Annotated in this window: 20 protein-coding genes, 1 pseudogene and 1 riboswitch; of the genes and pseudogenes, 14 read left to right on the top strand and 7 right to left on the bottom strand. The window is 72.2% G+C overall.

All coding sequences use genetic code 11. The features are described 5' to 3' along the window. From IEY93_RS38215 to IEY93_RS16385, 3 genes and pseudogenes are all read left to right on the top strand, one after another. A pseudogene (locus tag IEY93_RS38215) lies at nt 1-198 on the top strand (hypothetical protein); the annotation flags it as partial. 362 nt (nt 199-560) lie between these two features. Then, nucleotides 561-1,034 (top strand): nuclear transport factor 2 family protein, encoded by a 474-nt coding sequence (locus tag IEY93_RS16390; RefSeq protein ID WP_189163933.1) that lies wholly within the window; start codon nt 561-563, stop codon nt 1,032-1,034. A gap of 112 nt (nt 1,035-1,146) precedes the next feature. Beyond that, nucleotides 1,147-2,082 (top strand): putative endonuclease domain-containing protein, encoded by a 936-nt coding sequence (locus IEY93_RS16385; RefSeq protein ID WP_189163932.1) that lies wholly within the window; start codon nt 1,147-1,149, stop codon nt 2,080-2,082. Nucleotides 2,083-2,154: 72 nt separating this feature from the next. On the opposite strand, the gene IEY93_RS16380 is transcribed toward IEY93_RS16385, so the two are convergent. The 3 genes from IEY93_RS16380 to IEY93_RS16370 form a co-directional block, all read right to left on the bottom strand. Then, a complete protein-coding gene (locus tag IEY93_RS16380) occupies nt 2,155-2,442 on the bottom strand; it encodes an Lrp/AsnC family transcriptional regulator (RefSeq protein ID WP_189163931.1) in 288 nt (95 codons plus the stop codon). A gap of 209 nt (nt 2,443-2,651) precedes the next feature. Then, nucleotides 2,652-2,972, bottom strand: a complete 321-nt coding sequence (locus tag IEY93_RS16375; RefSeq protein WP_189163930.1) for an NIPSNAP family protein — start codon at nt 2,970-2,972, stop codon at nt 2,652-2,654. A gap of 539 nt (nt 2,973-3,511) precedes the next feature. Next, nucleotides 3,512-3,910, bottom strand: a complete 399-nt coding sequence (locus IEY93_RS16370; RefSeq protein ID WP_189163929.1) for an ATP-binding protein — start codon at nt 3,908-3,910, stop codon at nt 3,512-3,514. 173 nt (nt 3,911-4,083) lie between these two features. Between IEY93_RS16370 and IEY93_RS16365 the strand changes: the two genes are divergently transcribed. The 4 genes from IEY93_RS16365 (at nt 4,084) to IEY93_RS39560 (ending at nt 5,974) form a co-directional block, all read left to right on the top strand. Continuing rightward, nucleotides 4,084-4,908, top strand: coding sequence for a helix-turn-helix domain-containing protein (locus IEY93_RS16365; protein ID WP_189163928.1), 825 nt, complete (start codon nt 4,084-4,086; stop codon nt 4,906-4,908). Beyond that, on the top strand, nt 4,898-5,101 hold the full coding sequence (locus IEY93_RS16360) for a DUF397 domain-containing protein (protein WP_189163927.1): 204 nt from the start codon (nt 4,898-4,900) through the stop codon (nt 5,099-5,101). Before IEY93_RS16365 ends, IEY93_RS16360 begins: the two co-directional genes overlap by 11 nt. Before the next feature lie 150 nt (nt 5,102-5,251). Continuing rightward, nucleotides 5,252-5,458: a DUF397 domain-containing protein gene (locus IEY93_RS16355; RefSeq protein WP_189163926.1), complete on the top strand. Its 207-nt coding sequence runs from the start codon at nt 5,252-5,254 to the stop codon at nt 5,456-5,458. Between the two features lie 150 nt (nt 5,459-5,608). Further along, on the top strand, nt 5,609-5,974 hold the full coding sequence (locus IEY93_RS39560; RefSeq protein ID WP_189163925.1) for a DUF397 domain-containing protein: 366 nt from the start codon (nt 5,609-5,611) through the stop codon (nt 5,972-5,974). 58 nt (nt 5,975-6,032) lie between these two features. On the opposite strand, the gene IEY93_RS16345 is transcribed toward IEY93_RS39560, so the two are convergent. Next, a complete protein-coding gene (locus tag IEY93_RS16345) occupies nt 6,033-7,769 on the bottom strand; it encodes a DEDD exonuclease domain-containing protein (protein WP_372444373.1) in 1,737 nt (578 codons plus the stop codon). Nucleotides 7,770-8,351: 582 nt separating this feature from the next. Here IEY93_RS16345 and IEY93_RS16340 point away from each other — a divergent pair. Both IEY93_RS16340 and IEY93_RS16335 read left to right on the top strand, forming a co-directional pair. Next, nucleotides 8,352-9,674: an NYN domain-containing protein gene (locus tag IEY93_RS16340; protein ID WP_189163923.1), complete on the top strand. Its 1,323-nt coding sequence runs from the start codon at nt 8,352-8,354 to the stop codon at nt 9,672-9,674. A gap of 432 nt (nt 9,675-10,106) precedes the next feature. Then, nucleotides 10,107-11,093: a C40 family peptidase gene (locus IEY93_RS16335; protein WP_189163922.1), complete on the top strand. Its 987-nt coding sequence runs from the start codon at nt 10,107-10,109 to the stop codon at nt 11,091-11,093. 107 nt (nt 11,094-11,200) lie between these two features. Here IEY93_RS16335 and IEY93_RS16330 read toward each other — a convergent pair whose 3' ends face one another. Both IEY93_RS16330 and IEY93_RS16325 read right to left on the bottom strand, forming a co-directional pair. Further along, nucleotides 11,201-12,664 (bottom strand): MFS transporter, encoded by a 1,464-nt coding sequence (locus IEY93_RS16330; RefSeq protein ID WP_203967850.1) that lies wholly within the window; start codon nt 12,662-12,664, stop codon nt 11,201-11,203. 167 nt (nt 12,665-12,831) lie between these two features. Beyond that, nucleotides 12,832-13,416 (bottom strand): ArsR/SmtB family transcription factor, encoded by a 585-nt coding sequence (locus IEY93_RS16325; protein ID WP_189163921.1) that lies wholly within the window; start codon nt 13,414-13,416, stop codon nt 12,832-12,834. A gap of 431 nt (nt 13,417-13,847) precedes the next feature. After that, nucleotides 13,848-14,009: riboswitch (cyclic di-AMP (ydaO/yuaA leader) on the top strand. Between the two features lie 82 nt (nt 14,010-14,091). Here IEY93_RS16325 and IEY93_RS16320 point away from each other — a divergent pair. From IEY93_RS16320 to IEY93_RS16300, 5 genes are all read left to right on the top strand, one after another. Next, nucleotides 14,092-14,688 carry a C40 family peptidase gene (locus tag IEY93_RS16320; protein ID WP_229691191.1) on the top strand — a complete coding sequence of 199 codons (597 nt, stop codon included), beginning with the start codon at nt 14,092-14,094 and terminating at the stop codon, nt 14,686-14,688. A 528-nt stretch (nt 14,689-15,216) separates the two neighbouring features. Further along, nucleotides 15,217-16,266, top strand: a complete 1,050-nt coding sequence (locus IEY93_RS16315; RefSeq protein ID WP_189163920.1) for a hypothetical protein — start codon at nt 15,217-15,219, stop codon at nt 16,264-16,266. Nucleotides 16,267-16,530: 264 nt separating this feature from the next. Beyond that, a complete protein-coding gene (locus IEY93_RS16310; protein WP_229691190.1) occupies nt 16,531-17,841 on the top strand; it encodes a M48 family metallopeptidase in 1,311 nt (436 codons plus the stop codon). Next, nucleotides 17,838-19,031 (top strand): glycosyltransferase family 4 protein, encoded by a 1,194-nt coding sequence (locus tag IEY93_RS16305; protein ID WP_229691189.1) that lies wholly within the window; start codon nt 17,838-17,840, stop codon nt 19,029-19,031. Before IEY93_RS16310 ends, IEY93_RS16305 begins: the two co-directional genes overlap by 4 nt. Before the next feature lie 112 nt (nt 19,032-19,143). Continuing rightward, nucleotides 19,144-21,477, top strand: coding sequence for an ATP-binding protein (locus tag IEY93_RS16300; RefSeq protein WP_203967849.1), 2,334 nt, complete (start codon nt 19,144-19,146; stop codon nt 21,475-21,477). A gap of 91 nt (nt 21,478-21,568) precedes the next feature. On the opposite strand, the gene IEY93_RS16295 is transcribed toward IEY93_RS16300, so the two are convergent. Beyond that, nucleotides 21,569-25,354: HAMP domain-containing protein (locus IEY93_RS16295; RefSeq protein WP_189163919.1), on the bottom strand; the 3,786-nt coding region annotated here is incomplete at its 5' end.

Genomic DNA, 25,354 nt, shown 5'->3' with positions numbered 1-25,354 from the left:
GCCCTGGTCAGCCTGGACGCCTACACCGCCGACGGCTCGGCCTCCCCGGGCGCCGCCGTGGCCGAGTCCGCCGACGCCCTGGTCGCCGCCATGACCGGTGCCTACGCCCGCGCCGCCGAGGCCGTCGACTCCGGCCGCGCCGCCGAGACCCTCACCCGCTGGGTCGAGATCAGCCGCTCCCACAAACAGCACCCCTGACCCGCCGTAACCCGTGTACGCACCGGCCATCCCCGCCTTGGGTGGATAGGCCGCCCTCGTCGTGCCGACCGGCTGTCCCCCCTCGCGGGGCCGGTCACGTCGCGCGGACCGGACCTCGCCCACGCGCCGGCTGCCCCCGCCCGAGGGTCGGCCGCTCTGGTCGTGCCGACCGGCTGTCCCCCCTCGGGGGGCCGGTCACGTCGCGCGGACCGGATCTCGCCCACGCGCCGGCTGCCCCCGCCCGAGGGTCGGCCGCTCTGGTCGTGCCGACCGGCCGATGACGCTCGAAGCCGCCCCGTGCGGCCTGCGCCTTACCCGGCGGGTAATCGACGGGCGACACTTGGAGGCGAGAGGCTCGCGGCATGAGCGATGACACCCGTGACGTCGTGGCGGAACTACTGCGCCGGATGGCCGAGGGCGATCACGACCGTACGGCGGACCTGTTCGCGGAGCCGGTCGACTGGGGCCTCGCCTGGCCGGCCGAGGGGCACCCGGCGGTGCCGTGGATCCGGCCCCGGTCCAGCCGGGCCGACGTGGCCGACCACTTCCGGTCCTTGGCGGCCCACCACGTGCCCGAGCTGAACGGCACGTCCGTCCAGCGGATCCTGGTCGACGGCGCGGACGCCGTGGTGCTCGGCGAGATCGTTCAGACCGTACGAGACAGCGGCGCGGCGTACACCTCCCCGTTCGCCCTCCACCTCACCGTGAAGGACGGCCTGGTGACCCGCTTCCACATCTACGAGGACAGCCTCACCGTGGCCCGAGCCCTCAGCTTTCGCTCCTCGTCTGTCAGGGAGGTCGGCGCACTCCAGGGAGACCGGGAAATCCGGTGTTGACCGGCACCTCAATACCGGTAGGGCGACGCGTCCTCGGTCCCGTTCGTGTGCGTCGTCCACAGAACGGGGTTCGGCGGCCTGAGGAGCGGCGTGAGCTGGTCTGCTGCCGGGCATGGGTCATCAGCGTGACACCGTCGGGTCGGACGCCCTGCACAGGTTGGCCGCGGAGCAGGATCAGGTGCTCAGCCGGCGCCAGTTGATCGCTCTGGGCTTCTCCCGGCACCGGCTCCGTGATCAGTTGGCCGCCCGCCGCTGGCAACGTGCCGGCCGGAAGAGCGTCGTCGTGAACACCGGTCCGCTGTCGGAACGTCAGCAATGGTGGGTGGCCCTGTTCGACAGCGGCCCCAAGGCGGTGCTGGCAGGGCTGACCGCTGCGCAGGCCAGTGGGCTGGAGGGCTTCCGGCGCAGGCCGATCCACGTTCTGGTCCCTGATGGAGGCGCGGGCGTGCCACCGCCCGGCGTCCGGCTGCACTCCTCGCGCAGTCCGCGGCCCGGTGATGTTCACCCGCTCCTGAGACCTCCCCGGACGATCATGAGCCGCTCGCTCGTCGACGCCGCCCTGTGGGAGCCGCGCCTACGTCTCGGCGCGGCCATCCTCGCAGCCGGCGTCCAGCAGAGGCTCGCGCGAGCCCGCGATCTACGTGAGTTGACCGAGCGGGCGACCTGGAGCGCGGCGCGCCCGTTCTACCTGGCCGTGCTGGGGGACATCGAAGGAGGCGCGCACGCGCTGACCGAGCTGGACTTCGCGGACATCTGCCGGCGCCACCACCTGCCGCCGCCCACGCGGCAGGGCAGGCGCAAAGACGCGCAGAGACGTGTTCGCTACCTCGACGCCGAGTGGACTCCCTGGCGGCTCGCCGTCGAGATCGACGGCGCCCCTCACCTGGACGTTCTGCATGCCTGGGCGGACATGACCCGCCAGAACGAGATCGTGCTGGCCACCGATCTGTGCGTGCTTCGCTTCCCCAGCGTCGCCCTCAGAACGGACGAAGGGACGGTGGTCGATCACGTCCGCCGCGGCCTGCGCCTGAACGGCTGGCGCGGCTGAAAAGTGCCGGACTGCTAGATCATTCGCGCGCTCTAGCGCCCGTTCGATCTTGCACCTCCCTGTGGGCGGCGCTCAGTCGGCTTCGGCGAAGCCGATGGAGAAGGCGGAGTCGAGGTCGTGCTTGGAGTAGGTGCGGAACGCCAGGTGGGTCTCGGTGGCCAGGACGCCGGCCACCTTGTTGATCCGCCCGGGGATCACCTCGGCGATCTCCTCGTAGGCGGCGACCCGGACCATGGCCACCAGGTCGTAGTCACCGGTGATCGAGTACACCTCGCTGACCCGGTCGAGGTCGGCGATGGTCTGAGCGACCTCGGGAATCCGGTCGACCTCCGCCTTGATGTGCACGATCGCGGTGATCATAAGCGCTCTCTCCTTTGAGTACGGCTTGTCCTGACTGTAGCGCCGACGCGAGTGACCGCCGTCACCGCCTCTCACGGATCTCCACCGGCGGCCTTGTCGGCACTCAGAGTGATGGACACTGAACACAGCCGTGACCTTCCCGGAGGCGTGCGGCACTGACCGTACGGCCGGAGAGCCCGTTCGCTCCGTGTCCTCACCGGGGAGGGTGGTCAGGGTTGCGGGGAGTGCGGGGTGGGTGCGGCCCGGGTGACGGTGACGGCGTCGAGGTCCAGGAGCTTCTCGACCATGGGGTAGATCTCGTTCTTCCAGCGGTCGGTCTCGTACACGGCGGCGTAGACCCTCTCGTGCTGAGCTTCGCTCGCGAAGCGGCGCATGGTGAGGTAGCCGTCCGGGTCCTCCGCGTCGATGAGGGAGGCGACCACCGCCATGCCGTGCCCGGTCATGTAGGGGATCACCGTCCCCTCCATGTACTCCACCCACTCGTCCCGCATGCCGGGCCAGGTCCGATACCGGCGGATCTCGTAGAACAACGTCTTTCTTTCCTTCCGAACTCCGTACGCGCACCGGGTCGGCGCGAGGCGGGAGCGCGGTGTGCCGGCGCCCCGGCCGCGCCGGATCCCTCGACCGATCATGTCGTGCCGGCGGTCGTGTGAGCGACGGATCGGACGGGATCAGGTGAGCAGGTGGGGGAACCCCAGCGGTGTGCCTTCACGGACTCACCGGAAATGCACCTGTCGGATTTCGCTCAGCTGCCGGAGTGACGGGAACGGGACCAATTTGGAGGAGTTCGTACGCCAGGCGACCTGTCGACTGACGGGGAGCGGATAGTCCAGCAGGAGAAGTCTGGGGTGAGGATCACTAATTCAATCAGCCGGGTGCAATTCATCCGGGGGTTCTCCCGGCCGTGTTCGAGGGACGGCGGCGCGGCCGAGGGCAGGTCACCTTCGGCATGGTTCCAAGGGTGCCCACCGCGCTGCCGCCCCGGCTTATGGATGGTCAATGTGGAACGATGGTCAGGCGGTCGCAGGTTGCGGAACGCTGCGGTTTCCCGGACTCTATCTCTTGTATTTCACTTGGCTCGCGCGTACTTCACCTGGAACCAGACGGTCCGGCCGGCCGGGTTGTCGTGAACGTCCCAGCGGTGCGCGATGGCCTGGACGAGAAGTAGACCACGCCCGCTCTCGCCGTCCTGCTCACCGCACACGTGCGGCACCTCCGCACCTCCGGCGTCGACCACGTCGACATGGATCACGTCATGGCGGTCGGCGAGGGCGAGCGTCACTTTCCCGCCGTTCTTCGAATCGGAATGGACGATCGAGTTGGTGACGACCTCGGAGACCAGGAGGGTCACGTCGTCGAGGGCGGGATGCCCGGCGCCGAGCTTCTCCCGCACATATGCGCGGGCCTCGGCGACCGATTCCGGGGAACCGATCAGTTCGATGGCGTCGAGCAGGCTTCCCGTCGTCATTCCGTTGCCTTTTCCATCGTCGGAGAATCGCTGACCTCTTGCGGACTTCGCGTTATCAGAGTGCCCGTGTGCGGCTACGCTTGGCAGCGGAATCGGCCGACCCTGTGCTTACTGCTCGGTCAGCAAGCCGGTCGGAGAAAGGAAACGTCCGATTTAAGGCAGGTAGGTGAAAATTGTCTTCCGGGAAAGAGATCGACCCCCACGAGTCTCCCCGTGCCCTCTTCGCTTTCGAGCTCCGGCGGCACCGCAATCGGGTACATCTGTCGCAGCGGCAGCTCGCCGAGCGCATCGGCTTCTCCGACTCGATGGTCAACCTCGTCGAGCAGGCCAAGCGGCGCCCCTCCCAGCAGTTCGCCGAGCTGTGCGACCGTGTCCTCGGCCTCGACGGCACCATGGCCAGGTTGTACACCGCGACCACCTGGCCTCAGGCGCCAGAGCACTTCCGCCCCTGGCTGGACGAGGAGCAGGACGCCACCGACCTGCGCTTCTGGGAGCCGACCATCGTCCCCGGCCTCCTCCAGACGGAGGCCTACGCGCGCCGCATTCTCAGCGTGTCGCCTGGCATCACCGAGAAGGAGGTGGAAGAGCGCGTCGCCGGGCGCATGCAGCGGCGAGTGATCCTCCAGCGCAACCGGCCGCCGGTGATCAACGTGATCATGGACGAGGCCGTGATCCATCGCCAGGTGGGCGGCGTGGCCGTCATGATGGAGCAACTGTGCTTCCTACTGGAGCTGGCCCGGCCACCCCAGCTCACCATCCAGATCGTGCCGCACATCAATGACGTGCACTGTGGGCTGGTCGGTGGATTCATCATCGCCAAGCGGCACGGTGCGGCCTACGCTGCCTATGTGGGCGCGCAACCCTACGGGCGCACTGTGGACGACCGGGCGACGCTCGCCCGGCTTGTCCGCCGATATGACGCGATCAGAGGTGACGCACTGTCGTGCCAGCAGTCGCTCCGGCTCATCGAGGAAGTGGTGCAGCGAAATGATCCCTGAACCTCCCGGCCTGAGGTGGCGGAAGAGCAGCTACAGCGGCGATGAGGGTGACAACTGCGTTGAGGTGGCCCGGGTACGGCCAGGCCTGATCGCGGTGCGGGACAGTAAGACCCCCTCGGACCCGATCCTCGCGGTCGGCTCCGGCGAGTGGTCGGCGTTCCTCGCCGCGGTCAAGACCGGCTCGCAGATCTGACCTCTCTCGCCGCTGAACACCAAGGTTCCTGGTCCATCTGGATGGTGGATGGGCCGGGGACCGCCGGGCGGAGCCGCCTGTCGTCGCCGCCTAAGGCACGATCAGAGTCGTTCGGGCAGTTTCTCCGGTTCATCGAGGAAGTGATCGGTAGTGCTGAGTCCTGATCTTCTGGGCCTCCGGTGGCGTAAGAGCAGCCACAGCGGTCACGAGGGTGACAACTGCGTCGAGGTGGCCCGGGTACGGCCAGGCCTGATCGCGGTGCGGGACAGTAAGACCCTCTCGGGTTCGGTCCTCGCGGTGGGTTCCGGCGAGTGGTCGGCGTTCCTCGCCGCGGTCAAGACCGGCTCGCAGATCTGACCCCTCGCACCGCTCAACACCAAGGTTCCTGGTCCATCTGGATGGTGGATGGGCCGGGAACCGCCGGGCGGAGCCGCCTGTCGTCGCCGCCTAAGGCACGATCAGAGTCGTTCGGGCAGTTTCTCCGGCTCATCGAGGAAGTGATCGGTAGTGCTGAGTCCTGATCTTCTGGGCCTCCGGTGGCGTAAGAGCAGCTACAGCGGTCACGAGGGTGACAACTGCGTCGAGGTGGCCCGCGTACGGCCTGGCCTGGTCGCGGTGCGGGACAGCAAGATCCCCTCGGGCCCCGTCCTCGCGATCGGCTCCGGCGAATGGTCGGCGTTCCTCGCCGTGGTCAAGACCGACCGAGCGGATCTCTTTGACCCGCTTGGCCTCCTGATCGCGGACATGGTCGCCGAGACTGGAGAGCCCACCGAGATGGACAGGGCGTGGGCGGATGAGGCGTTGGCCAAGGCCGTCGCGGCCCAGCGCCGTCGTCAGACCGTTGGAAGGGACGCAGCGTCAACGGCTTCCTGAGTACGTCTGGTCAGGATGGGATACGCCCGAGGTTTGGGTGATCACCCGGTAGCCGGCGTCAGCGGTGGGGGCGGTTTTCTACGCGGGGGTAGTGGGACTGGACGCCGTCGTAGGCGCGGTCTATGCGGGGTTTGAGGCGGGCGGCGCCGCGGGCGGGGAGGCTCCAGGTGCCCTCGACGCGGACCAGGCGGACGCCGGGGGTGTCGAGCCAGCGCAGGATGCACTCGGTCTCCTCGGCGATGGCGGCCGGGAGGGGGCCGGGGCCGGGGGTGACGGTCTCGGCGGTGGCGACCAGCGCGTCGACGTACGGCGTCGGGTGCGCGCCCCGGGGCATGACCCCGGCGGCGGCCAGCCGGCCGTGCCGGACGACGTGGATCTCCCAGCCGCCGTCGAACGCCGGGCTCGCGGCGATCATTTCCGGGATGCCGGTCAGGGAGGTGAGCCGCTGCATGCGGGCCGCCGTGCGCACGTACACGGCCAGGCGGTCGCGGTCGACGGCGGCCTCTTCGTACCGCTGCTCGGCGGCCAGCCGCCGCATGCGCTCCTCCAGCGCGGAGAACACCGGACCCGGGTCGTGCTCCATGGCGGCCCGGGCCGCGTCGGCGTGCCGCCGGTAGTCGTCCACGCCCTGGCGGCCCTCGCAGGGCGCGCCGCAGCGGCCCATCTCGGCCAGCACGCACGCCGGCCGGTGGGTGCGCGTGGTGATGCGCTCGGTGCACTGCCGCAGCGGGAGCGCCTCGTGCAGCGCGGCCCGGGCGTCCTCGGCTCCCCGGGCCGAGGAGAACGGGCCGAGGTAGGTGCCCTGGTCGGCCTTGACCTCGCGGACGATGGACAGGCGGGGGAAAGGCTCGTCGGTGAGCTTGAGCCAGACGACCTTCTCGGGGAAGCGGGAACGGCGGTTGTAGCGGGGTTTGGTGGCGCCGATCAGCCGCAGCTCGCGCACCTCGGCCTCCAGGCCGGTGGCGCACACGATGGGCCGCACACGCTCGGCGATGCCGATCATCTCGCGGATGCGCGGCCGGGTCTCGCTCGCGGTGAAGTACGACTTGACGCGCTGGCGCAGGTCGCCGCTCTTGCCGACGTACAGCGCCTCGCCGCGCTCGTCCTCGAAGACGTACACGCCCGGGGTGCTCGGGATGCTCGCCGCGAGGTGGCGTTTGCGCTTCTGCTCGGGGGAGGGGGCGCGGACGAAGCCCTTGAGCTCTTCGAGGGTCTGCACGCCGTACGCCCCGACGCGTTCGATGAGCGCGTGCAGCACGTCCACCGTGGCCTTGGCGTCGGCCAGGGCGCGGTGGCACGGCTCGGTGGTGCTGCGGAAGACCCGCGCCAGGGTGGACAGCTTGCAGTTGGGCACCTCGTCACGCGTCAGGACGCGCCGGGCGAGGTCGGCGGTGTCGACCACGGGGTTGGCGGGCGGCGGATAGCCGTGGGCCTGGCAGTTCGCCTTGATGAAGCCGACGTCGAACGGGGCGTTGTGCGCGACCAGCGTGGTGCCGCGCGCGAACTCCAGGAACGCGGGCAGGACCTGCTCGATGCGCGGCGCCGCCATGACCATCGCGTCGGTGATGCCGGTGAGCACGGTGATGAACGGCGGGATGGCCCGGCCCGGATCGACCAGGGTGGCGAACTCGCCGAGCACCTCGCCGCCGCGCACCTTGACCGCGCCGATCTCGGTGATGGCGTGCTCGGCCGACGACCCGCCGGTCGTCTCCAGGTCGAACACGACGAAGGTCACCTGGTCGAGCGGTGTGCCCAGCTCGTCAAGCGTTCCTTGAACCCCGATCTCCACGAGCATGACCATACGATCGCCCTCCGACAGTTCGGCACCGCCCCCACCGAAGCGGCTGCTCACACCGGCGATGCGGACCGGGCTTCCGGCCTGTCGGCGGTGGCGGACGGCCGGAGGGGGTGTCGGCGAGGTCCGCCCGAGCGTGCATGCCCCATCCGGGGACAGCGAGAGGCCGTAGCCGTCGAGTCCCGGACGTGGCCGGCGGCCGGGCCGCAGAGTTCAGGAGGCGTGGTGTCCGTGTGGTGCCGGTTGCCGCCGGACGGTTGCTCCGGGTCCGGCGGGGGCGTGTGTCCGCTCGGGCACAGGGGAGGCCGGGGCCGGAGGGCGCCATGGTGTCGACGTGGCGGGCGTGCCGCCGTTGTCATCGGCCGGGGCATCGGTCGCCGTGCGCCAGGGGCAGGCCGTGGTCGGGTGTGGTCAGGTTGGGTGTTCTCGGCTACGTGATCTTGAAGCTGGGGGCTTGGAACGGGTCTTGTGGGGCGGCCGGTGGCACGGAACCGGGTGGGAAGCGCTCTGACCACGAACGCGTCAGCCGTACCCTTGTCGGATAGACGAAATTTGAACGGCCAGCCAGCTAGGGGAAGACGGATGAGCTCAGCCGGAGAAGGCCTGTCTCGCCCGCTGCCCGAGCAGGTCCGTTTACACGTGGTCGATCTCGCCGCTCAGGTGCTCGGCACGATGCAGCCCGCCGCGATCCCGCCCCCGCTCAAGGGCATCGCGAAGTTCGATCCACGCAAGCGCGCCCGTCTTGGGAGCGCGCCGATCGCGGCCCAGCTCGAGACCGACAAGAAGTTCCGCGAGATCGTCGCCGAGAGCCTCAAGGAGGCCTGGCCCGAGCTGGTCGCGAGCCTGGAGGAGGGCGCCGTCCCGCCCGCCGCCGAGCCGGTGCTGGTCGCCGCCGCCGCCTACCTGACCCGGCCGCCTGGCTGGCCCGACCTGGTGGAGACCGCCCGCGCCGACCTGGAGCAGGCCGCGGCCGCCGCCGAGGGCAGCGCGCAGGAGCAGACCGTCACGCGGCTGCGCGAGCAGCTCGCCGCCCAGAAGGCCGCCGCCAAGGAGGAGGCCGAACGGCTGCGTGAGCAGCTCAAGGCGTCGCGTGCCGAGGTCGCCGACCTGCGGCGCAAGCTGCACGACTCGCGCGAGCGCGGCAGGCAGGCCGAGGAGCGCGCCGCCGAGCTGCAGGCGCTGGAGCAGGAGGCCCGGGCCTCGGTGTCCTCGGCGACCAGCGCGGTCGAGAGCGAGCTGCGCAAGCTCCGCGAGCGGCTGTCGGACGCCGAGCGCGCCCTGGAGGCGAGCCGCCGTGCCGCGCGAGAGGGGCGCAGCATCGAGGACGCGCGCGTCCGCGTGCTCCTGGACGCCCTGCAGGACGCGGCGCTCGGTCTGCGCAGCGAGCTGGCGCTGCCCGTGGCGATCAGCAGGCCGGCCGACTCGGTGACCGCCGTCAGCCCGGGACGGCCGTCGGTGCGGGCCGTGCCCGCGCGTGCCCTGTCCGACGACGACCCGGTCCTGCTGGACCAACTGCTGGCCATCCCGCACCTGCACCTGGTCGTGGACGGCTACAACGTGACCAAGACGGGGTACCCCTCGCTCACTCTGCTGGACCAGCGCTCGCGGCTGCTCACCGGCCTGGGTGGTCTCGCCGTGCAGACCCGGGCGGAGGTCACCTGCGTGTTCGACGGGGCCGAGCTGAACGGGCCGGTCCAGGTGTCGGCGCCGCGCGGGGTGCGCGTGCTGTTCAGCGCGCCGGGTGAGATCGCCGACGACCTCATCCGCCAGCTCGTCCGGGCCGAGCCGCCCGGGCGTGCGGTCGCGGTGGTGTCCTCCGACCGTGAGGTCGCCGACTCGGTGCGGCGCATGGGGGCCCGTCCGGTCCCCGCGACGCTGCTTCTGCGCCGCCTCGGCCGCTCCTGACCACGACCGCGGCACCGCCCTCGTCGGGGCCGGTGCCGCGGTCGTCACGTCCGGCCTGTACGGCCTCGATCCCTAGCGGCTCGGCACGGTCCCGAATTCCCTCGCCCTCGGCCGGCCGGTCGCCACGCCCACGCCGCTCGTGCGGATCGCCCGGGTGCGCCACGCGCTCACCGACCGCACCTCCGGCCCGGTGCAGGGCGGCGACCGGCCCCCGGCCGACGTCCGTGCCGCGCTGTGCGTCCCGTACGGCTCTTGCGAACCGACTCAGGGAGGGCGGCGGGTTTTACGGAACTGACCGGAGCTTGAGAGTTAAGGCCCGGGTTTGACCGTTCTCAGAGCATTTACCGAGGACGAGGTGCAGGTGTTCGTACCTTTCTGTAGGATCACCGCCCAGGTTGTCGCACTTTTTTCACAAAGGGAGCTGGCGTCCCAGTGGTTGTGCGTGGGATCCGGGTGGCCGGGCGGGTACCGGTGGCCGTCGGTCTGGTGGCCGCCGTCCTTCTGACGCAGGCGGGAGGCGCCGAGGCCAAGCCGAAGCCCACCCTCGCGCAGGTGAAAGCGCGGCTGGCCAAGCTCAACGACCAGGCCGACAAGGTGGTCGACCGCTACAACGGGGCCGGCGAGCGCTACAAGAAGGCCCGCAAGGAGTACAACGCGGTCAACGGCAAGCTCGGCAAGGAGCTCGGCCGGGTCGAGGACCTGCGGACCGGCCTGGTGTCGGTCGCCGTGAGCAGCTACCAGTCCGGTGACGTGCTGAGCTGGTCCAACCTGGTCACCCAGGACGATCCGGAATCGCTGCTGGCCGGTCTGGCGTCCATCGACCAGATGTCGGCGGGACGGTCGCGGACGATCGCCGAGTACGAGCAGGCCACCCGCTCGCTCAAGGGCGAGCGTGACAAGGCCAAGAGCTCCTACGACAAGGCGCTCAAGCTGCTGGACGACCTGCGCCGGCAGAAGAAGGACGTCGAGAAGCTGGTGGGCGAGCAGGAGCGGCTGCTGCGCCGGCTCAACGCCTACAACCCGGGCAATCCCAACAGCACCGGCGTCAAGTACACCGGGCCCGCCTCGGGCAACGCCCGTGCGGCGCTGCAGTTCGCCTTCGCCCAGATCGGCAAGCCCTACCGCTATGGCGGCACCGGGCCGGGCTCCTGGGACTGCTCGGGCCTCACCCAGGCGTCCTGGCGAGCGGCCGGGGTCAGCCTGCCGCGCACCGCCGCCGAGCAGTACTCCTGGGGCGCCTCCCGCCGGGTTCCCCTGAGCGCCGTGCAGCCGGGCGATCTGCTGTTCGCCGCGGGCCTCGGCCACGTCGGGATGTACGCCGGTGGCGGCAACATGGTGCACGCCCCCCGCACCGGCGACGTCGTCAAGGTCACGCCCCTGTCCTCCTACCGCACCCTCATCGGCGCCGTCCGCCCCTGATCCCCGCACGCCGCGTTTCCTCCCGTCGCCCGTCATGAACGGGCGGCCGTCTCGGGTGGCGGCGGCCACCGGCCCGGCGGCCCCGTGGCGGAGATCCTGGCGAGAGGTCAGGGACGTGGCTCTGGGGTGGCGGGGAGGTCGCGGCGGCGCTTGAGAGGGCCGGCCAGCAGGATGGGGCCGGTCAGCGCCAGCCCGGCCATGATGACCCACATCGCCGGACGGGTGCCCATGGCCTCGCCGAGTGCCCCGCCGAGCAGAGCGCCGAGCGGGATGGTGCCGTAGTTGACGAACTGCATGCTCACCGACACCCGGCCCAGCAGCCGCCGGGGCGTGTACGTCTGGCGGAAGCTCGCCTTGATGACGTTGCCCGCCACCACCCCGGCGACCAGGACGAACCCGCCGGCCGCGGCGATGGCCAGGCCGGGCCCCGGGCTCGCCGTCGGGATGAGGAGCCCGAACGGAGGGGCCAGCGCCTCGCATCCGATCAACGCGCGGGCGCTGCCGAAGCGCCGGGACAGCGGGGTGGCCACGAGAGCGCCGGCGACGCCGCCGAGGCTCATCGCCGCCACCAGTCCGCCGGCCGCGCCGGAGCCCATGCCGGCCTCGCGTACCAGGAAGACGACCAGGATGGCCTGGTAGCCCATCAGGGCGAGGTTGCTGGCCGCCCCGAAGACCGTGAGGACCCGCAGGTAGGGGTCACCGGCGACGAACCGCAGGCCCTCGCCGATCTCCCGCCGCAGCGTCGTCGCCCGCCTCCCCGCCGCCACGGGCGCTTCGCGGGTCCTGATGGCCAGCAGGCACAGCCCTGAGGCCAGGAAGCTGGCCGCGTCCACCAGCACCCCGCCGACCGCGCCGAACGCCTGCGCGATGACACCGGCGGCCCCGGGACCGGCCACCTGGACGGCCGACTCGGCGCCCTGCAGCTTGGCGTTGCCCTCGGGAAGGTCGGCCGGGGCGACCACGGACGGAAGGTACACCTGGTAGGCGGTCTGGAAGAACACCTTGCCGGTGCCGGTGAGCAGCGCCACGGCGAGCAGGTGGCCGATGGTGAGCACCCCTTGCCAGGCCGCGACCGGGACGCTGAGGAACAGCAGGAACGACGCGGCGTCGCAGGCGAGCATCACCGGCCGGCGGGGGAGACGGTCGACCCAGGCCCCGGCGGGCAGGCCGATGAGCAGCCAGGGCACCCAGGCGGCCGCGGCCAGCAGCGCCACCTCCAGTGTGCTCGCCCGCAGGGTCGTGATCGCGACCAGGGGGAGGGCCACCGAGGTGAGGGAGTTGCCGAAGCCGCTCGTGGTCTCCCCGATCCACAGCAGCCGGAAGTCACGCTGGCGCAGCAGCCCCCACCGCCGCCGCCCCGCTCGGCCTCCGCCGGACGGCGATGGTGCCGCGGACCGGGAGGAGGCCGTGGACGCGGAGGAGGGGGACGGCGACGCGGTGGGGGAGGGGCGCGGAGACGGGAAACCGGGCCGGGGGGCGGGGGAACCAGCTCGCGAGGTGGAGCCCGGCAGGGCGGCCCGCGAGACACCGCTCAGGCCTGCCCGCCGCTCCGGATGGGTGTCGGACCCCATCTGCCGGCCGGGAACGGCGTCGGGACTCGCCGGCCGGTCGGGCTGGGTGCCGGAGCCCGTCCGACGGCCCGGGGAGGCGTCAGCGCCCACTCGGCGGTCCGGAGGGGCCTCGCGCCCCATCGGGCGGCCGGGCTGGGCGGCCAATGACGAGGACGGGCGGGCGGGCCTCATGGCCGGCCCGGCACGCCGTAGGCGAAGACGAACACCGGGTCCCGGTGCCGCCCGTCGTCCGGCGGCACCCGCTTGCCCCACCGGTCGAACAGGGCGAGGAGTTCCGCCTCGAACTCGTGCAGTTCGGCCGGGGTGAGACGCAGCCACTTGTCCGTGGAGAAGGGGGCGTCGTCCCAGGCCTCGCGCTCCTCGTCGCTCACGGCGTACCAGGCGCGGACCATGCCCACGTGGTGGTCGAGGTTGAGGGAGGCCGCGGCGCCCGCGACGGCGGCCGACGCGGGGTCCGCGCTGAAATCGGAGGTCGTCCAGCGCAGTTCCGCCGAGGTCAGCCGCCACCAGCGCTCGCGCCGGTCGCGGGCCAGCTCGGGGGCCTCCTCGATCAGTGCGCTCGCCGAGAGGACCCGCAGGTGGTGGCTGGCGTTGGCGACGGCCTGGCCGGTGTGTTCGGCCAGCATGCTCGCGGTGCACGGGCCGTAGACCTTCAGCGCGTCCATCATCCGGCGCCGGAGCGGATGTGCCAGGGCGGCCAGCACCCGCGAGTCGGTGATCTGGCGGACGCCGCGCTTCTCATCATCGGACATACGACGCACTCTTCCATCTGCAACGTCAGTTGCGCAATGACTCTTGCGAAAGACTCATTGCGCACGATGGTGTCGCCCGGCCGCCACATCTGGGCCGTCACGCGTCGAGGTCGGCGCACGCCCTCGGCGTCCCTCGGCTGTGGCTGGTGTTACTGGTGGGGTTCACTGCGGTGTCATTTCCTGTCGTGTGGTGCGAATCACAGTTGGGTCACGGATGCCGTTGTTGTGCAGGGGGTTCGTGATTTACCGGAGCTTTATTTGATCTACCTGGCTTTGTCAGGGCTTTGCGTCAGCTTTGGTCGGCTGTGTAGCTTCCTGTCCGCGGCGAGCACGCCATGCCGTCGCGTACGAAGCCGGTCCAGCCGACCGGTGAGTGCACGACAATCCAGCGGCCACCGCCGCCTGACTCCGGCGTGAACCATGCGCCGTGGGGCGGTGACCTGCCGAATCCGTGCGGCAAGGAGCACGGAACCGGGGACCCAAAAGATCGGCTAATTCCCGATCAGGGGTGAATCGGCGTCTCTATGGCGTCGTAGGGCTACTTCCATGCCCGAATCCGTCAGCTAACCCGGTAGGCGTGAGTGGAAGAACCAAGGAGCGATCCTGTCCAGCACCACCCAGAACCCTCGTCTGTCGCGTTTTGCTCGCTTCTCCCTCGGCGGTATAGCGCTCACCATGACGGCCTCCATGGGGGCGGTCGCGACGCAGACGACGGCGGCTGAGGCCGCCACGGCGGCCTCAGCGCAGGGCGACACCCAGCCGGGAACCGTGTACGGTCCGGCGGGGGTCATCGAGACGCCGAACCTCTCCCAGCAGGCCGAGCCGGCCGCCGCGGTCGAGCAGGCGAGCACCTCGGCTGCCTCCAGCACCACCAAGAAGAAGGCCAAGCTCAGCAAGGTCGCCCGGCAGCGCGTCAAGGCGCAGACGGCGGTCGCGATGGCCAAGAAGCAGATCGGCGACCCCTATCGCTGGGGTGCCAGCGGCCCGGGCGCGTTCGACTGCTCCGGCCTGGTCCTGTACGCCTGGCGCAAGGCGGGGGTGAAGCTCCCCCGCGTCACCTCCAGCCAGTACCGCGCCGTGCGGAAGAAGGTCTCCTGGAAGCACCTCAAGCCGGGCGACCTGATGTTCTTCTACGGCCTCGGCCACGTCGGCATGTACGTCGGGCACGGCAAGATGGTCCACGCGCCGCACAGCGGCACCCGGGTCCGCATCGACAAGCTGTCGGGATACCGCAAGGCGTCCTTCGTCGGCGCGGTCCGCCCGGCGGCCTGACCGGACCCGTCCGACCTCTCGGGTCTCGTAGGGTGCGATCCCGTCCGGTGACGAGCCGGCCGAGCCTCGTGCCGCATCACCCGCACCTCCGTTCCGGCCGATCTGGCGCGGACGGCCGGGCCGGGTGTGCGGGATGCGGGCACGGGCCGGGCCGGCGGGACGCCGTGACGGATCCACCTGCTTGAGCGCGGAGCACGTCACCCTTCCTCCCCCGGCGGGGGATCTGGTCCGCCTTGGGAGGACTTCCCGGGAGGGGCTTTCCCGGGAAGATCCCTTCGTGCCGGAGCCCCCGCCGGCACGCGTACGGCCCCGCCCGCCTCTCCCCTCGAGGCGGGCGGGGCTTCGCGCATTCGCGGGTTTCCGGTGGCGACGGCGCGCGTTCCAGGGCGGCTCGGTTTCTGGCAGGGGTCTGGTGGAGGCGGCGCGCGTACCAGGGCGGTGCGGTGTTCTGGCAAGGCTTCGGCCGCTTCGCCAGGGCCTCGCGCACGTCCGCGTGAGCCGGTCGCGGGCAGCAGGTAGATTGCCCGCATGCGCGTCGTGTGGCTCTGGGCCGTCCTGGCAGGGCTGCTGGCCGCGCTGACCGGCCCCTCCGCCGCGGCCGACTCCCTCGCCCGGCGGGGGCGGGAGCTGATGCGCGAGCACCCGGAGATCTGGACGGGCGCGGTGATCCTGCGCGGGGAGCGCTCGCTGATCGTGGCCGCCCGCCGGCCCGGCCTCCCTGCCCGCATCACCCTTCCCGATGTCGCCGCCCGCCCCGGCGCCGAAGCCCGGTTCGCACGACCGGCCGCCGCCGGCGAGGCCTCCGGCGATGGGACGGCCGTCGTGGACGACGTGAGCGGTACGGGCGGCGCGGCGGCCTTCGGAGGCTCGGGCGGCGGCTCGCCGGTGCCCGCCGGTTCGGCGGGCTCGGGCGTACCGGGCGGCGAGGGGGACTCCCGTTCACGTGATCTGGCCGATCTCGCTCGCCGCGCCGACCGGGCGAGCCTGGTGGCCGGCCGCCTCCTCGGGCCGGTGCGTCCGGTGATCCTGGTGCCGGCCACCACCGAGCAGGCGGCCACGCTGTCCGCGCCGGCGTCGGTGACCGGCCTCGCCGCCGTGGCCGCCGTGGACAGCGTGATCGTCGAGCCGGCCGCGTTCGCCCGGCTCAGCGCCGCCGGCCGCGACGTCGTCCTGACCCACGAGATCACGCACATCGCCGCCGGGGCCGCGCTCGACGGGCGCACTCCCAAGTGGCTGGTGGAGGGTTTCGCCGACTACGTGGGCTATCGCGACTCCGGCATCCCGGTGGCGCGCGCCGCCGCGGAGCTGGCCGAGGAGGTCCGCGCCGGCCGCCTTCCCCGGGAGCTGCCCGGGCCCGGGGACTTCGCCGCGGGCTCCCCGCGGCTGGCCCAGGCGTACGAGGAGGCGTGGCTCGCCTGCCGGTACGTCGCCGAGCGCTACGGCGAGCGCGCCCTGGTCGCCCTCTACCGCGCGGCGCGTGGCGGCGACCTGAGCGCGGCGCTGTCCCGCACGTTGGGGACCGGGCCGGCCGGATTCACCGCCGCCTGGCGCGCCTACGTACAGGACCGGCTCAGGTGAGCACGCCCCGGCCGAGCCGCGGCGCCGCACCACGCCGGGCCGCGCCGGGCCGCGCCGGGCCGCGCCGGGCCACGGTGGGCCATGGTGGGCCATGGCGCCGCGCCGGTGTGGGAGGCCGCCTGTCGAGTGGGGGAGCGGGCCGAGGCCGGCGATCTGCGCGAGGCGCCGCGGCTTCGCCCGGGAGGCGGCAGGGTGCGGCGGGGCGCGAGGCGGGATGCGGCGGGGCGCGGGGGCAGGACGTGACCGGAGGACGGGGTTGATCGGGTGTCCAGGTTGATCGGGGGCAGGAGCGCCGGGGCGGAGACGGGCACGGCGGCGGGCGCCGGGATGCGTGCCGCGGGTGCCGCCCTGCTCGTGCTGGGGGCGGCGCTGGCCGTCGTGGTCGCGGTCAGCACCCCGTGGCACCCGTTGCCGCGGAACGCCCCCGCCGTCCCGCCCGACCCCGCGCGCGACTTCACCGCCGCGCAGATCGCCCGCGCCGACGCGTTCGACGCCGCCGTCAACGTGCCGGTGTACCTCTCGCTCATCGTGACGCTCGCCGTCGCGGGCGTGCTGGTCCTGACGCCGTTCGGGGCACGCGTGGTGGAGTGGCTGCGCGGCCCGTGGTGGCTGCGCGCCCTGCTCGGCGTTCTCGGGCTCTCGGCGGTGAGCCTGGTGCTCAGGTGGCCGCTCGGCATGTGGTACGAGACGCGCCTGCGCGAGTTCGGCCTGTCGACGCAGGCCTGGCCCGCCTGGTCGGCCGACCGGCTCAAGAGCTTCGCGGTGCAGACCGTCATCGTCGCGATCATGGTGATCGCGGTGGTCTGGCTGGCCCGCCGGAGCCCGCGCCGGTGGTGGGCGCCCGCCGCGGCCGGCGCCTTCCTGCTCACCGTCGCCGCCTCGTTCGTCTACCCGCTGGTCGTCGAGCCGCTGTTCAACGACTTCACCCCGCTGCCCGCCGGGCGGTTGCGCTCCGACCTGATCGCGATGGCCGAGCGTGACGGCGTCCCGGTCGAGGACGTGCTGGTCGCCGACGCCTCCCGCCGCACCACGGCGCTCAACGCCTACGTCTCGGGCTTCGGCGCCACCCGCCGCATCGTCGTCTACGACACGCTGCTGCGCGCCCCGGCCGGCGAGGTCGAGCTGGTCGTCGCGCACGAGCTGGGCCACGCCAAGCGGGGTGACGTCCTGTACGGGACGCTGGTCGGCGGGCTCGGGGCCGCGGCCGGGGCGTGCCTGCTGTACCTCCTGCTCTCGCTGCCCGCGCTGCGGCGCCGCACGGGTGCCGCCGGGGCCGGCGACCCGCGGGCGGTGGGCGTCCTGCTCGGGCTGATGAGCCTGGCGACCGTGCTGTCGGGCCCCGCGCAGAACGTCGTCAGCCGCCAGATCGAGACCAGGGCGGACGTCCACGCCCTCGACCTCACCCGGGACGCCGCGACGTTCGCCGCGATGCAGCGGCGGCTGGCCGTGACCAACGTCTCCGACCTGTCGCCCGGCGCGTTCGAGTACCTGATGTACGCCTCGCATCCGACGACCCCGCAGCGCATCGCCCTCGCGCGTTCCTGGGCCCGCCTGAACGGCCTGCCCGAGCCGTGACCCCCGCCGGTCCCGGGACCACGCCCGGGAGGACGCTGATCATCACCAACGACTTCCCTCCCCGGGCCGGCGGCATCCAGGCGTTCGTGCACGCGCTCGCCGTGCGCCGCCCGCCCGGCTCGGTGGTCGTGTACGCCTCGCGCTGGCAGGGCTGGGAGGAGTTCGACGGGCGTCAGCCCTACCCCGTGGTCCGGCACGCCGGCTCGGTCATGCTGCCGGTCCCCGAGGTCGCCCGCCGGGCGGCCGGGCTGCTGCGCTCCGAGGGGTGCGACACGGTGGTGTTCGGCGCGGCGGCCCCGCTCGGCCTGCTCGCCCCCGGTCTGCGCGCGGCCGGGGCGCGGCGGGTGGTGATGCTGACCCACGGGCACGAGGCCGCCTGGGCCGGGACCCCGGTGGCGCGCGACCTGCTCGGGCGCATCGGCGCCGGGGCGGACGTGGTCACCTATCTCGGTGAGTACACCCGGCGGCGGCTCGCCCGGGTGCTGCCCCCGGGCCGGCTCGTCCGGCTCGCGCCCGGCGTGGACACCGAGGTGTTCCGCCCGGGCGCGGGCGGCGCGAAGGTGCGGGCCGCCCTGGGGCTGGGCGACCGCCCGGTCGTGGTGTGCGTCTCGCGGCTGGTCCCGCGCAAGGGCCAGGACGTGCTGGTGCGCTGCTGGCCGCGGGTGCTGCGCGAGGTGCCGGAGGCCGTCCTGCTGCTGGTCGGCGGCGGCCCGTCCCGCGCCGCGCTGGAACGGGCGGTGGCGGCCGGCGGCCTTGGCGGGTCGGTCGTGGTCACCGGGTCGGTGCCGTGGAGCAGCCTGCCCGCCTGCTACGACGCCGGGGACGTGTTCGCCATGCCCTGCCGCACCCGGCTGGGCGGGCTGGACGTCGAGGGGCTGGGCATCGTCTACCTGGAGGCGTCGGCCACCGGGCTGCCGGTCGTCGCGGGTGACTCCGGCGGCGCGCCCGACGCCGTCGTGCCGGGTGAGACCGGCCTCGTCGTGGACGGCCGCGATCCGGCGCAGGTGGCCGGAGCTCTGGTCGCCCTGCTGGCCGACCGGGCGCGGGCCCGGCGGATGGGGGAGCGCGGCCGGGCGTGGATCGAGCGGGAGTGGCGCTGGGACCTGGTCGCCGAACGCTTCGGCACGCTGCTGGACGGCTCGGGCGTCCGGGACGAGGGCTCCGCTGGGGGCGGCCCCCTCCATTGTTAGGCTGGCCGATAGAGCGAAATTCATCACATATCGGGCTTCGGTGGCCGAATGTGATGCACGCCGGAGATGTCGAACATGTGGCGTCTGCGTGGCGATCCAACCGAGTGTGATCATGGTGACCAGCACGATGGGGCAGAGGGCGGGCGCCCTGCCCTGCGAGACCACGAGCTTCGTCGGCCGCAGGCGGGCGACGGCCGAGATCCGGGACCTGCTGACCCGCTCGCGTCTGGTGACACTGACCGGGGTCGCCGGCGTGGGCAAGACGCGCCTGGCGCTCCACGTGGCCCGTCAGATGCGGCGCTCCTTCGAGGACGGCGTCCGGCTGGTCGAGCTGGGCTCGGTGCAGAGCCCTTCCCTGGTCACGAACGCGGTGTCCGCGGCGCTGGAACCGCCCGACACCATCTCCACCCGCGACCCGGTCGACGCCCTGGCCGGCCATCTGGCGGGCCGGCGCATGCTGCTCGTCCTGGACAACTGCGAGCACGTGCTGGACGCCTGCGCCCACCTCATCGGCAGGCTGCTGGCCGCCTCGCCCGGCCTGCGGGTGCTGGCCACCAGCCGGGAGCCGCTCGGCCTGCCCGCCGAGCACGTCTGGCAGGTGCTGCCGCTGACCACTCCCGGCCCGCGTCCCGGCGCCGAGGAGGACCCCGGCTGCGGGTACGAGGCGGTGGCGTTGTTCGAGGACCGGGCGGCGGCCGCGTCCGGCTTCACCCTGGGCCAGGACAACGAGGCCGCCGTCGCCACGCTGTGCCGGCGGCTGGACGGGCTGCCGCTGGCGATCGAGTTGGCCGCGGTACGCCTGCGGGCCCTGTCGGTGGACCAGCTCCTCGACCGCCTTGAGGACCGCTACCGGTTGCTGTCCACCGGCTACCGCGCCGGCTGCCCACGCCACCAGACGCTGCGGGCGGCGATCGAGTGGAGCTTCGAGCTGTGCGACGAGCCGGAGCGGACGCTGTGGGCGCGGCTGTCGGTGTGCACGGGCGGCGCCGGCCTGTCGGCCGTCGAGGACGTCTGCGCCGGCGGCGCGCTCGCGCCCGGCGACGTGACGGCCGGGCTGGCCGGGCTGGTCGACAAGTCGATCGTGAACCGCGACGACAGCGGCCCCGAGGCCCGCTACGGGATGCTGGAGACGATCCGCGACTACGGGCGCGAGCGGCTGGCCGGCAGCGGCGAGGAGCCCGCCGTGCGCCGGCGCCACCGTGACCACTACCTGCGGCTGGCCGAGGAGGCCGAGGCCGACTGGTTCGGACCGGGCCAGCCCGCCTGGTCCGACCGCCTCCTCGCCGATCAGGCCAACGTGTGGGCGGCGCTGGAGTTCAGCCTGGGCACTCCGGGGGAGGTCCGTACCGGCCTGCGGATGGCGGCCGCGCTCTGGTGGTACTGGATGCTGCGAGCCGTCCGCGACGGCCGCCGCTGGCTGGACCGGGCGCTCGCCCTCGACCCCGAACCCACGCCCGAACGGGCCAAGGCGCTGTGGGTGGACGGCTGGGTCGCCATCGGCCAGGGTGACGTCGAGCACGCCCTGCGGGCGCTCCACGAGAGCGCCGGCCTGGCCCGGCGGCTGGGCGACGACACCACGCTGGCCCGGGCGACGCAGTGGATCGGCACGGCGATGTGGATCCAGGACCGGCTGCCCGAGGCCGTCACCCACCTGACGCGGGCGATGGAGCACTACCGTTCGACGGGGGAGCGGACCTCGATCTCCACCGTCGTCGACTGCCAGCTCGGCATGGTCGTCGCCCTGCTCGGCGACGTCCGCCGGGGCGTCAGCCTGTGCGAGGAGACGGTGCGGCTCTGTGCGGAGCGCGGCGAGTGCTGGACCCGGTCGTGGGCTCTGTGGAACCTCGCGGTCACCTGGTGGAGCCAGGGCGACCTGCGGCGGGCCGACAAGTACGCCCGGGAGTCCCTGCGGGTCAAGCGCCGCATCACCGACCGGCACGGCATCCCGTTCTGCATGGAGTTCCTGGCCTGGATCGCCATGACCCGCGGCGACGCCGCCCACGCCGCCCTCATGCTCGGCATGAGCGACAAGATGTGGGAGCCGATCGGCGCGCCGCTGTTCGCCTGGGGCACCCTGCGCGGCTGGAGCGTCCGCTGCCGTGAACAGGCCCGCGAGCGGCTCGGCGAGGAGGCGTTCGAGGAGCAGTGCCGCCGCGCCGCGGCCATCCCGTTCGAGACGGCGGTGGCCTGCGCGCTCGGGGAGACGCGGCGGACGCCGGCCCCGGCCGGCCTGACGGACGCGCCGGCTCCCTCGCTCACCCCGCGGGAGCGCGAGGTCGCCAGGCTGGTGGCCGAGGGCCGCTCCAACAAGGAGATCGCGGCGAGGCTGGTGGTCTCCCAGCGCACCGCCGAAGGGCATGTTGACCGGATCATGCACAAACTCGGCGTCCGATCGCGCACCCGCATCGCCGCCTGGGCCGCCGCCCACACCGACGACCCCCACTGACCGCTGCCAAGCGACGCGCGGATCGCCCGGGGCGATGGCGCGCGGTGTGAGGTGGAGGTGTTCTGCTGAACGCCGCGCGGGACGGCGGCGGTCAGAGGCCGAGCCAGCGTTGCATGCGGTCGATGAGCTCCTCGGCGTCCACCGGCTTGGTGACATAGTCGCTGGCGCCCGCGGTCAGGGTCTTCTCGCGGTCGCCGTGCATGGCCTTCGCGGTCACCGCGATGATCGGCAGCTCGGCGAACCGCGGCATCTCGCGGATCGCCGCCGTCGCGGCGTAGCCGTCCATCTCGGGCATCATGATGTCCATCAGCACCAGGTCGACGTCCTGGTTGCGCATCAGCACCTCGATGCCCTTGCGGCCGTTCTCGGCGTAGAGCACCTGCATGCCGTGCAGTTCCAGGATGTTGGTGAGCGCGAAGACGTTGCGCACGTCGTCGTCGATCACCAGCACCCTGCGGCCGAGCAGCCCGCTGTCGACCTTCTCGACCTCCTGCGGCGCCTCCTCAAGGCTCGACTGCACCAGAGGCAGCACGTCCCCGGGGCCCTTGGCCGACAGGTGCAGCGTGATGCGCTCGCGCAGCTCGTCGAGACTGGGCAGCAGCTCCAGCGGCTGGGTGCGCGAGCGGCCCTGCAGGAGGTTCTCCTGCGGGCGGGTGAGCTTGCGGGAGTGGTGGGCGAGCACCGGCAGCGAACGCAGCGCGGCGTCCTCGTCCAGCCGCCGCAGGAACTCGGCGGCGGCGTCCTGCGGCATGCCGAGGTCCAGGACGATGCAGTGGTAGCCGTCGCGCGACAGCGCGGCCATCGCCGTGTCGGGGGTGCCGGCCGTGGTGACCCGCACCGGGCCGTGGGTCTCGGACAGGTCGGCCACGACGCTCTGCGCCAGCAGCGACAGCAGGCCGTTCGGCCGGGACTCGACCACCAGCAGCCGGCGGCCCTCGGTGTCCGCGCCGTCCGGCACGGGCGGAGTGAAGGCGGGCAGCTCCACCGGCCCCGCCTGCGCGGCCTCCTGCGCCTCGTACGCGGTGGCCAGGTCCTGCGCCGACGGGTGGGTCATCGGCAGGTAGAGGCTGAAGGTGCTGCCCTCGCCGAGCGTGCTGACCGCGCGGATCTCGCCGTGGAACAGCGTGGCGATCTCCCGGCTGATCGACAGGCCGAGCCCGGTGCCGCCGTACTTGCGGCTGGTGGTGCCGTCGGCCTGCTGGAAGGCGTCGAAGATCTGCGAGAGGTTCTCCTCGGCGATGCCGATGCCGGTGTCGGACACGTGGAAGGCCAGGCCCTCCTGCCCCGGGCCGCCCGGCAGGTCCATCGTCGTGCGCTCGACGCGCAGCTCGACGGCGCCCCGCTCGGTGAACTTCACCGCGTTGGACAGCAGGTTGCGCAGCACCTGGCGCAGCCGCTGCTCGTCCATCAGCAGCCGGGTCGGCACGTCGGGGGCCACCGTGACGTCGAAGCGCAGCCCCTTCTCGGTGGTCATCGGGCGGAACGTCGCCTCGACGTAGTCCAGGAGCTGGCGGATGTGGAACGGCTCCAGCGCCAGGTCCATCTTGCCGGCCTCGATCTTGGACAGGTCGAGGATGTCGTTGATGAGCTGGAGCAGATCGGTGCCGGCCGAGTGGATGACGTTGGCGTACTCCACCTGCTTGGCGGTGAGGTTGCGCGCGGGGTTCTGCGCGAGGAGCTGGGCGAGGATCAGCAGCGAGTTGAGCGGGGTGCGCAGCTCGTGGCTCATGTTGGCCAGGAACTCGCTCTTGTACTTGGAGGCGAGCGCGAGCTGCTGGGCGCGGTCCTCCAGCTCCTGGCTGGCCTGCTCGATCTCGATGTTCTTGGTCTCGATGTCGCGGTTCTGCCGGGCGAGCAGCTCGGCCTTCTCCTCCAGCTCGGCGTTGGAGCGCTGGAGCTCCTCCTGGCCGACCTGCAGCTCGGTCGCCAGGCGCTGCGACTCGGCAAGCAGCGCGTCGGTGCGGGCGCCTGCGACGATGGTGTTGACGTTGACGCCGATCGTGCCGACGAGCTGCTCCAGGAAGGTCCGGTGCACCGGGGTGAAGCGGTTGAGCGCGGCAAGCTCGATCACCCCGAGCACCTGGTCCTCGAAGACGATGGGCAGCACGATCAGGTTGGCCGGCCCGGCCTCGCCCAGGCTGGAGGCGATCTTGAGGTAGCCGGGCGGGACGTCCTCGACGAGGATGGTGCGCTTGGCGAGCGCGGCCTGCCCGACCAGGGAGTCGCCGAAGGCGTAGCGGCGGGAGTCGTCCCGGTGCCCGTAGCCGCCGACCACCCGAAGCTCGGTGCCGCCCGGGGCCTCCTCGGCGAGCAGGAACGTGCCGTGCTGGGCGTTGACCAGCGGCACCAGCTCGTTCATGACCAGCTCGGCGACCACGGCGAGGTCGCGGTGGCCCTGCATGAGGCCGGAGATGCGGGCCAGGTTGGTCTTCAGCCAGTCCTGCTCCTGGTTGGCCCGGGTGGTCTCGCGCAGGGACTTCACCATCGAGTTGATGTTGTCCTTCAGCTCGGCCACCTCGCCGGAGGCGTCGACGGTGATCGACCGGGTGAGGTCGCCGGAGGTCACCGCGCTGGTCACCTCGGCGATGGCGCGCACCTGCCGGGTGAGGTTGCCCGCCAGCTCGTTGACGTTCTCGGTCAGGCGCTTCCAGGTGCCCGCCAGGCCCTCCACCTCGGCCTGCCCGCCCAGCCGTCCCTCGCTGCCGACCTCGCGGGCCACGCGGGTGACCTCGGCGGCGAAGGAGGAGAGCTGGTCGACCATGGTGTTGATGGTGGTCTTGAGCTCCAGGATCTCGCCGCGCGCGTCGACGTCGATCTTCTTGGTGAGGTCGCCCTGCGCCACGGCCGTGGTGACCTGGGCGATGTTGCGCACCTGGCTGGTCAGGTTGTTGGCCATCGAGTTGACGTTGTCGGTGAGGTCCTTCCAGGTGCCGGCGACGTTCGGCACCCGCGCCTGCCCGCCGAGCTGGCCCTCGGTGCCGACCTCGCGGGCCACCCGGGTGACCTCGTCGGCGAACGCGCCCAGCGTCTCCACCATCGTGTTGATCGTCTGGGCGAGCGCGGCCACCTCGCCCTTGGCCTCGACGGTGATCTTCTGGGAGAGGTCGCCCCGGGCCACGGCCGTCGCGACCTGTGCGATCGAGCGCACCTGGCCGGTGAGGTTGGACCCCATGACGTTGACGTTGTCGGTGAGGTCCTTCCAGGTGCCCGACACCCCGCGGACGGTCGCCTGGCCGCCGAGGTTGCCCTCGGTGCCGACCTCGCGGGCCACCCGGGTCACCTCGTCGGCGAACGCCGAGAGCTGGTCGACCATCGTGTTGATGGTGTCCTTCAGCTCCAGGATCTCGCCGCGGGCGTCCACCCGGATCTTCTGCGACAGATCGCCCTTGGCGACGGCGGTGGTCACCTCGGCGATGCTGCGCACCTGCGCGGTGAGGTTGTCGGCCATGACGTTCACCGACTCGGTGAGCGCTTTCCAGGTGCCCGAGACGCCCTTGACGTCGGCCTGGCCGCCCAGGCGTCCTTCGGTGCCGACCTCGCGGGCGACGCGGGTGACCTCGTCGGCGAAGGAGGAGAGCTGGTCGACCATGGTGTTGATGGTGTTCTTGAGCTCCAGGATCTCGCCGCGGGCCGAGACGGTGATCTTCTGGGACAGGTCGCCCCTGGCCACGGCGGTCGCCACCTGGGAGATGTTGCGCACCTGGTCGGTCAGGTTGCCCGCCATGGAGTTCACCGAGTCGGTCAGGTCGCGCCAGGTGCCGGCGACCTCGGTGACCTGCGCCTGGCCGCCCAGGCGTCCCTCGGTGCCGACCTCGCGGGCGACGCGGGTGACCTCGTCGGCGAAGGAGGAGAGCTGGTCGACCATGGTGTTGATGGT

This window comes from Sphaerisporangium melleum (genome assembly GCF_014646695.1).
Lineage (GTDB): Bacteria > Actinomycetota > Actinomycetes > Streptosporangiales > Streptosporangiaceae > Sphaerisporangium > Sphaerisporangium melleum.
The sequence above is the reverse complement of the archived record's forward strand: the minus strand, read 5'-3'. Positions and strand labels throughout refer to the sequence as shown.

What these genes read in the sequence shown, in the direction of transcription:
- IEY93_RS16360 (WP_189163927.1), top strand. Translation starts at nt 4,898, where the DNA reads ATGATCCCTGAACCTCCCGGCCTGAGGTGGCGGAAGAGCAGCTACAGC.
- IEY93_RS16330 (WP_203967850.1), bottom strand. Translation starts at nt 12,664, where the DNA reads ATGGGGTCCGACACCCATCCGGAGCGGCGGGCAGGCCTGAGCGGTGTC.
- IEY93_RS16315 (WP_189163920.1), top strand. Translation starts at nt 15,217, where the DNA reads ATGCGCGTCGTGTGGCTCTGGGCCGTCCTGGCAGGGCTGCTGGCCGCG.
- IEY93_RS16390 (WP_189163933.1), top strand. Translation starts at nt 561, where the DNA reads ATGAGCGATGACACCCGTGACGTCGTGGCGGAACTACTGCGCCGGATG.
- IEY93_RS16340 (WP_189163923.1), top strand. Translation starts at nt 8,352, where the DNA reads ATGAGCTCAGCCGGAGAAGGCCTGTCTCGCCCGCTGCCCGAGCAGGTC.
- IEY93_RS16325 (WP_189163921.1), bottom strand. Translation starts at nt 13,416, where the DNA reads ATGTCCGATGATGAGAAGCGCGGCGTCCGCCAGATCACCGACTCGCGG.
- IEY93_RS16345 (WP_372444373.1), bottom strand. Translation starts at nt 7,769, where the DNA reads ATGCTCGTGGAGATCGGGGTTCAAGGAACGCTTGACGAGCTGGGCACA.
- IEY93_RS16385 (WP_189163932.1), top strand. Translation starts at nt 1,147, where the DNA reads ATGGGTCATCAGCGTGACACCGTCGGGTCGGACGCCCTGCACAGGTTG.
- IEY93_RS16320 (WP_229691191.1), top strand. Translation starts at nt 14,092, where the DNA reads ATGACGGCCTCCATGGGGGCGGTCGCGACGCAGACGACGGCGGCTGAG.
- IEY93_RS16370 (WP_189163929.1), bottom strand. Translation starts at nt 3,910, where the DNA reads ATGACGACGGGAAGCCTGCTCGACGCCATCGAACTGATCGGTTCCCCG.
- IEY93_RS16380 (WP_189163931.1), bottom strand. Translation starts at nt 2,442, where the DNA reads ATGATCACCGCGATCGTGCACATCAAGGCGGAGGTCGACCGGATTCCC.
- IEY93_RS16300 (WP_203967849.1), top strand. Translation starts at nt 19,144, where the DNA reads ATGGTGACCAGCACGATGGGGCAGAGGGCGGGCGCCCTGCCCTGCGAG.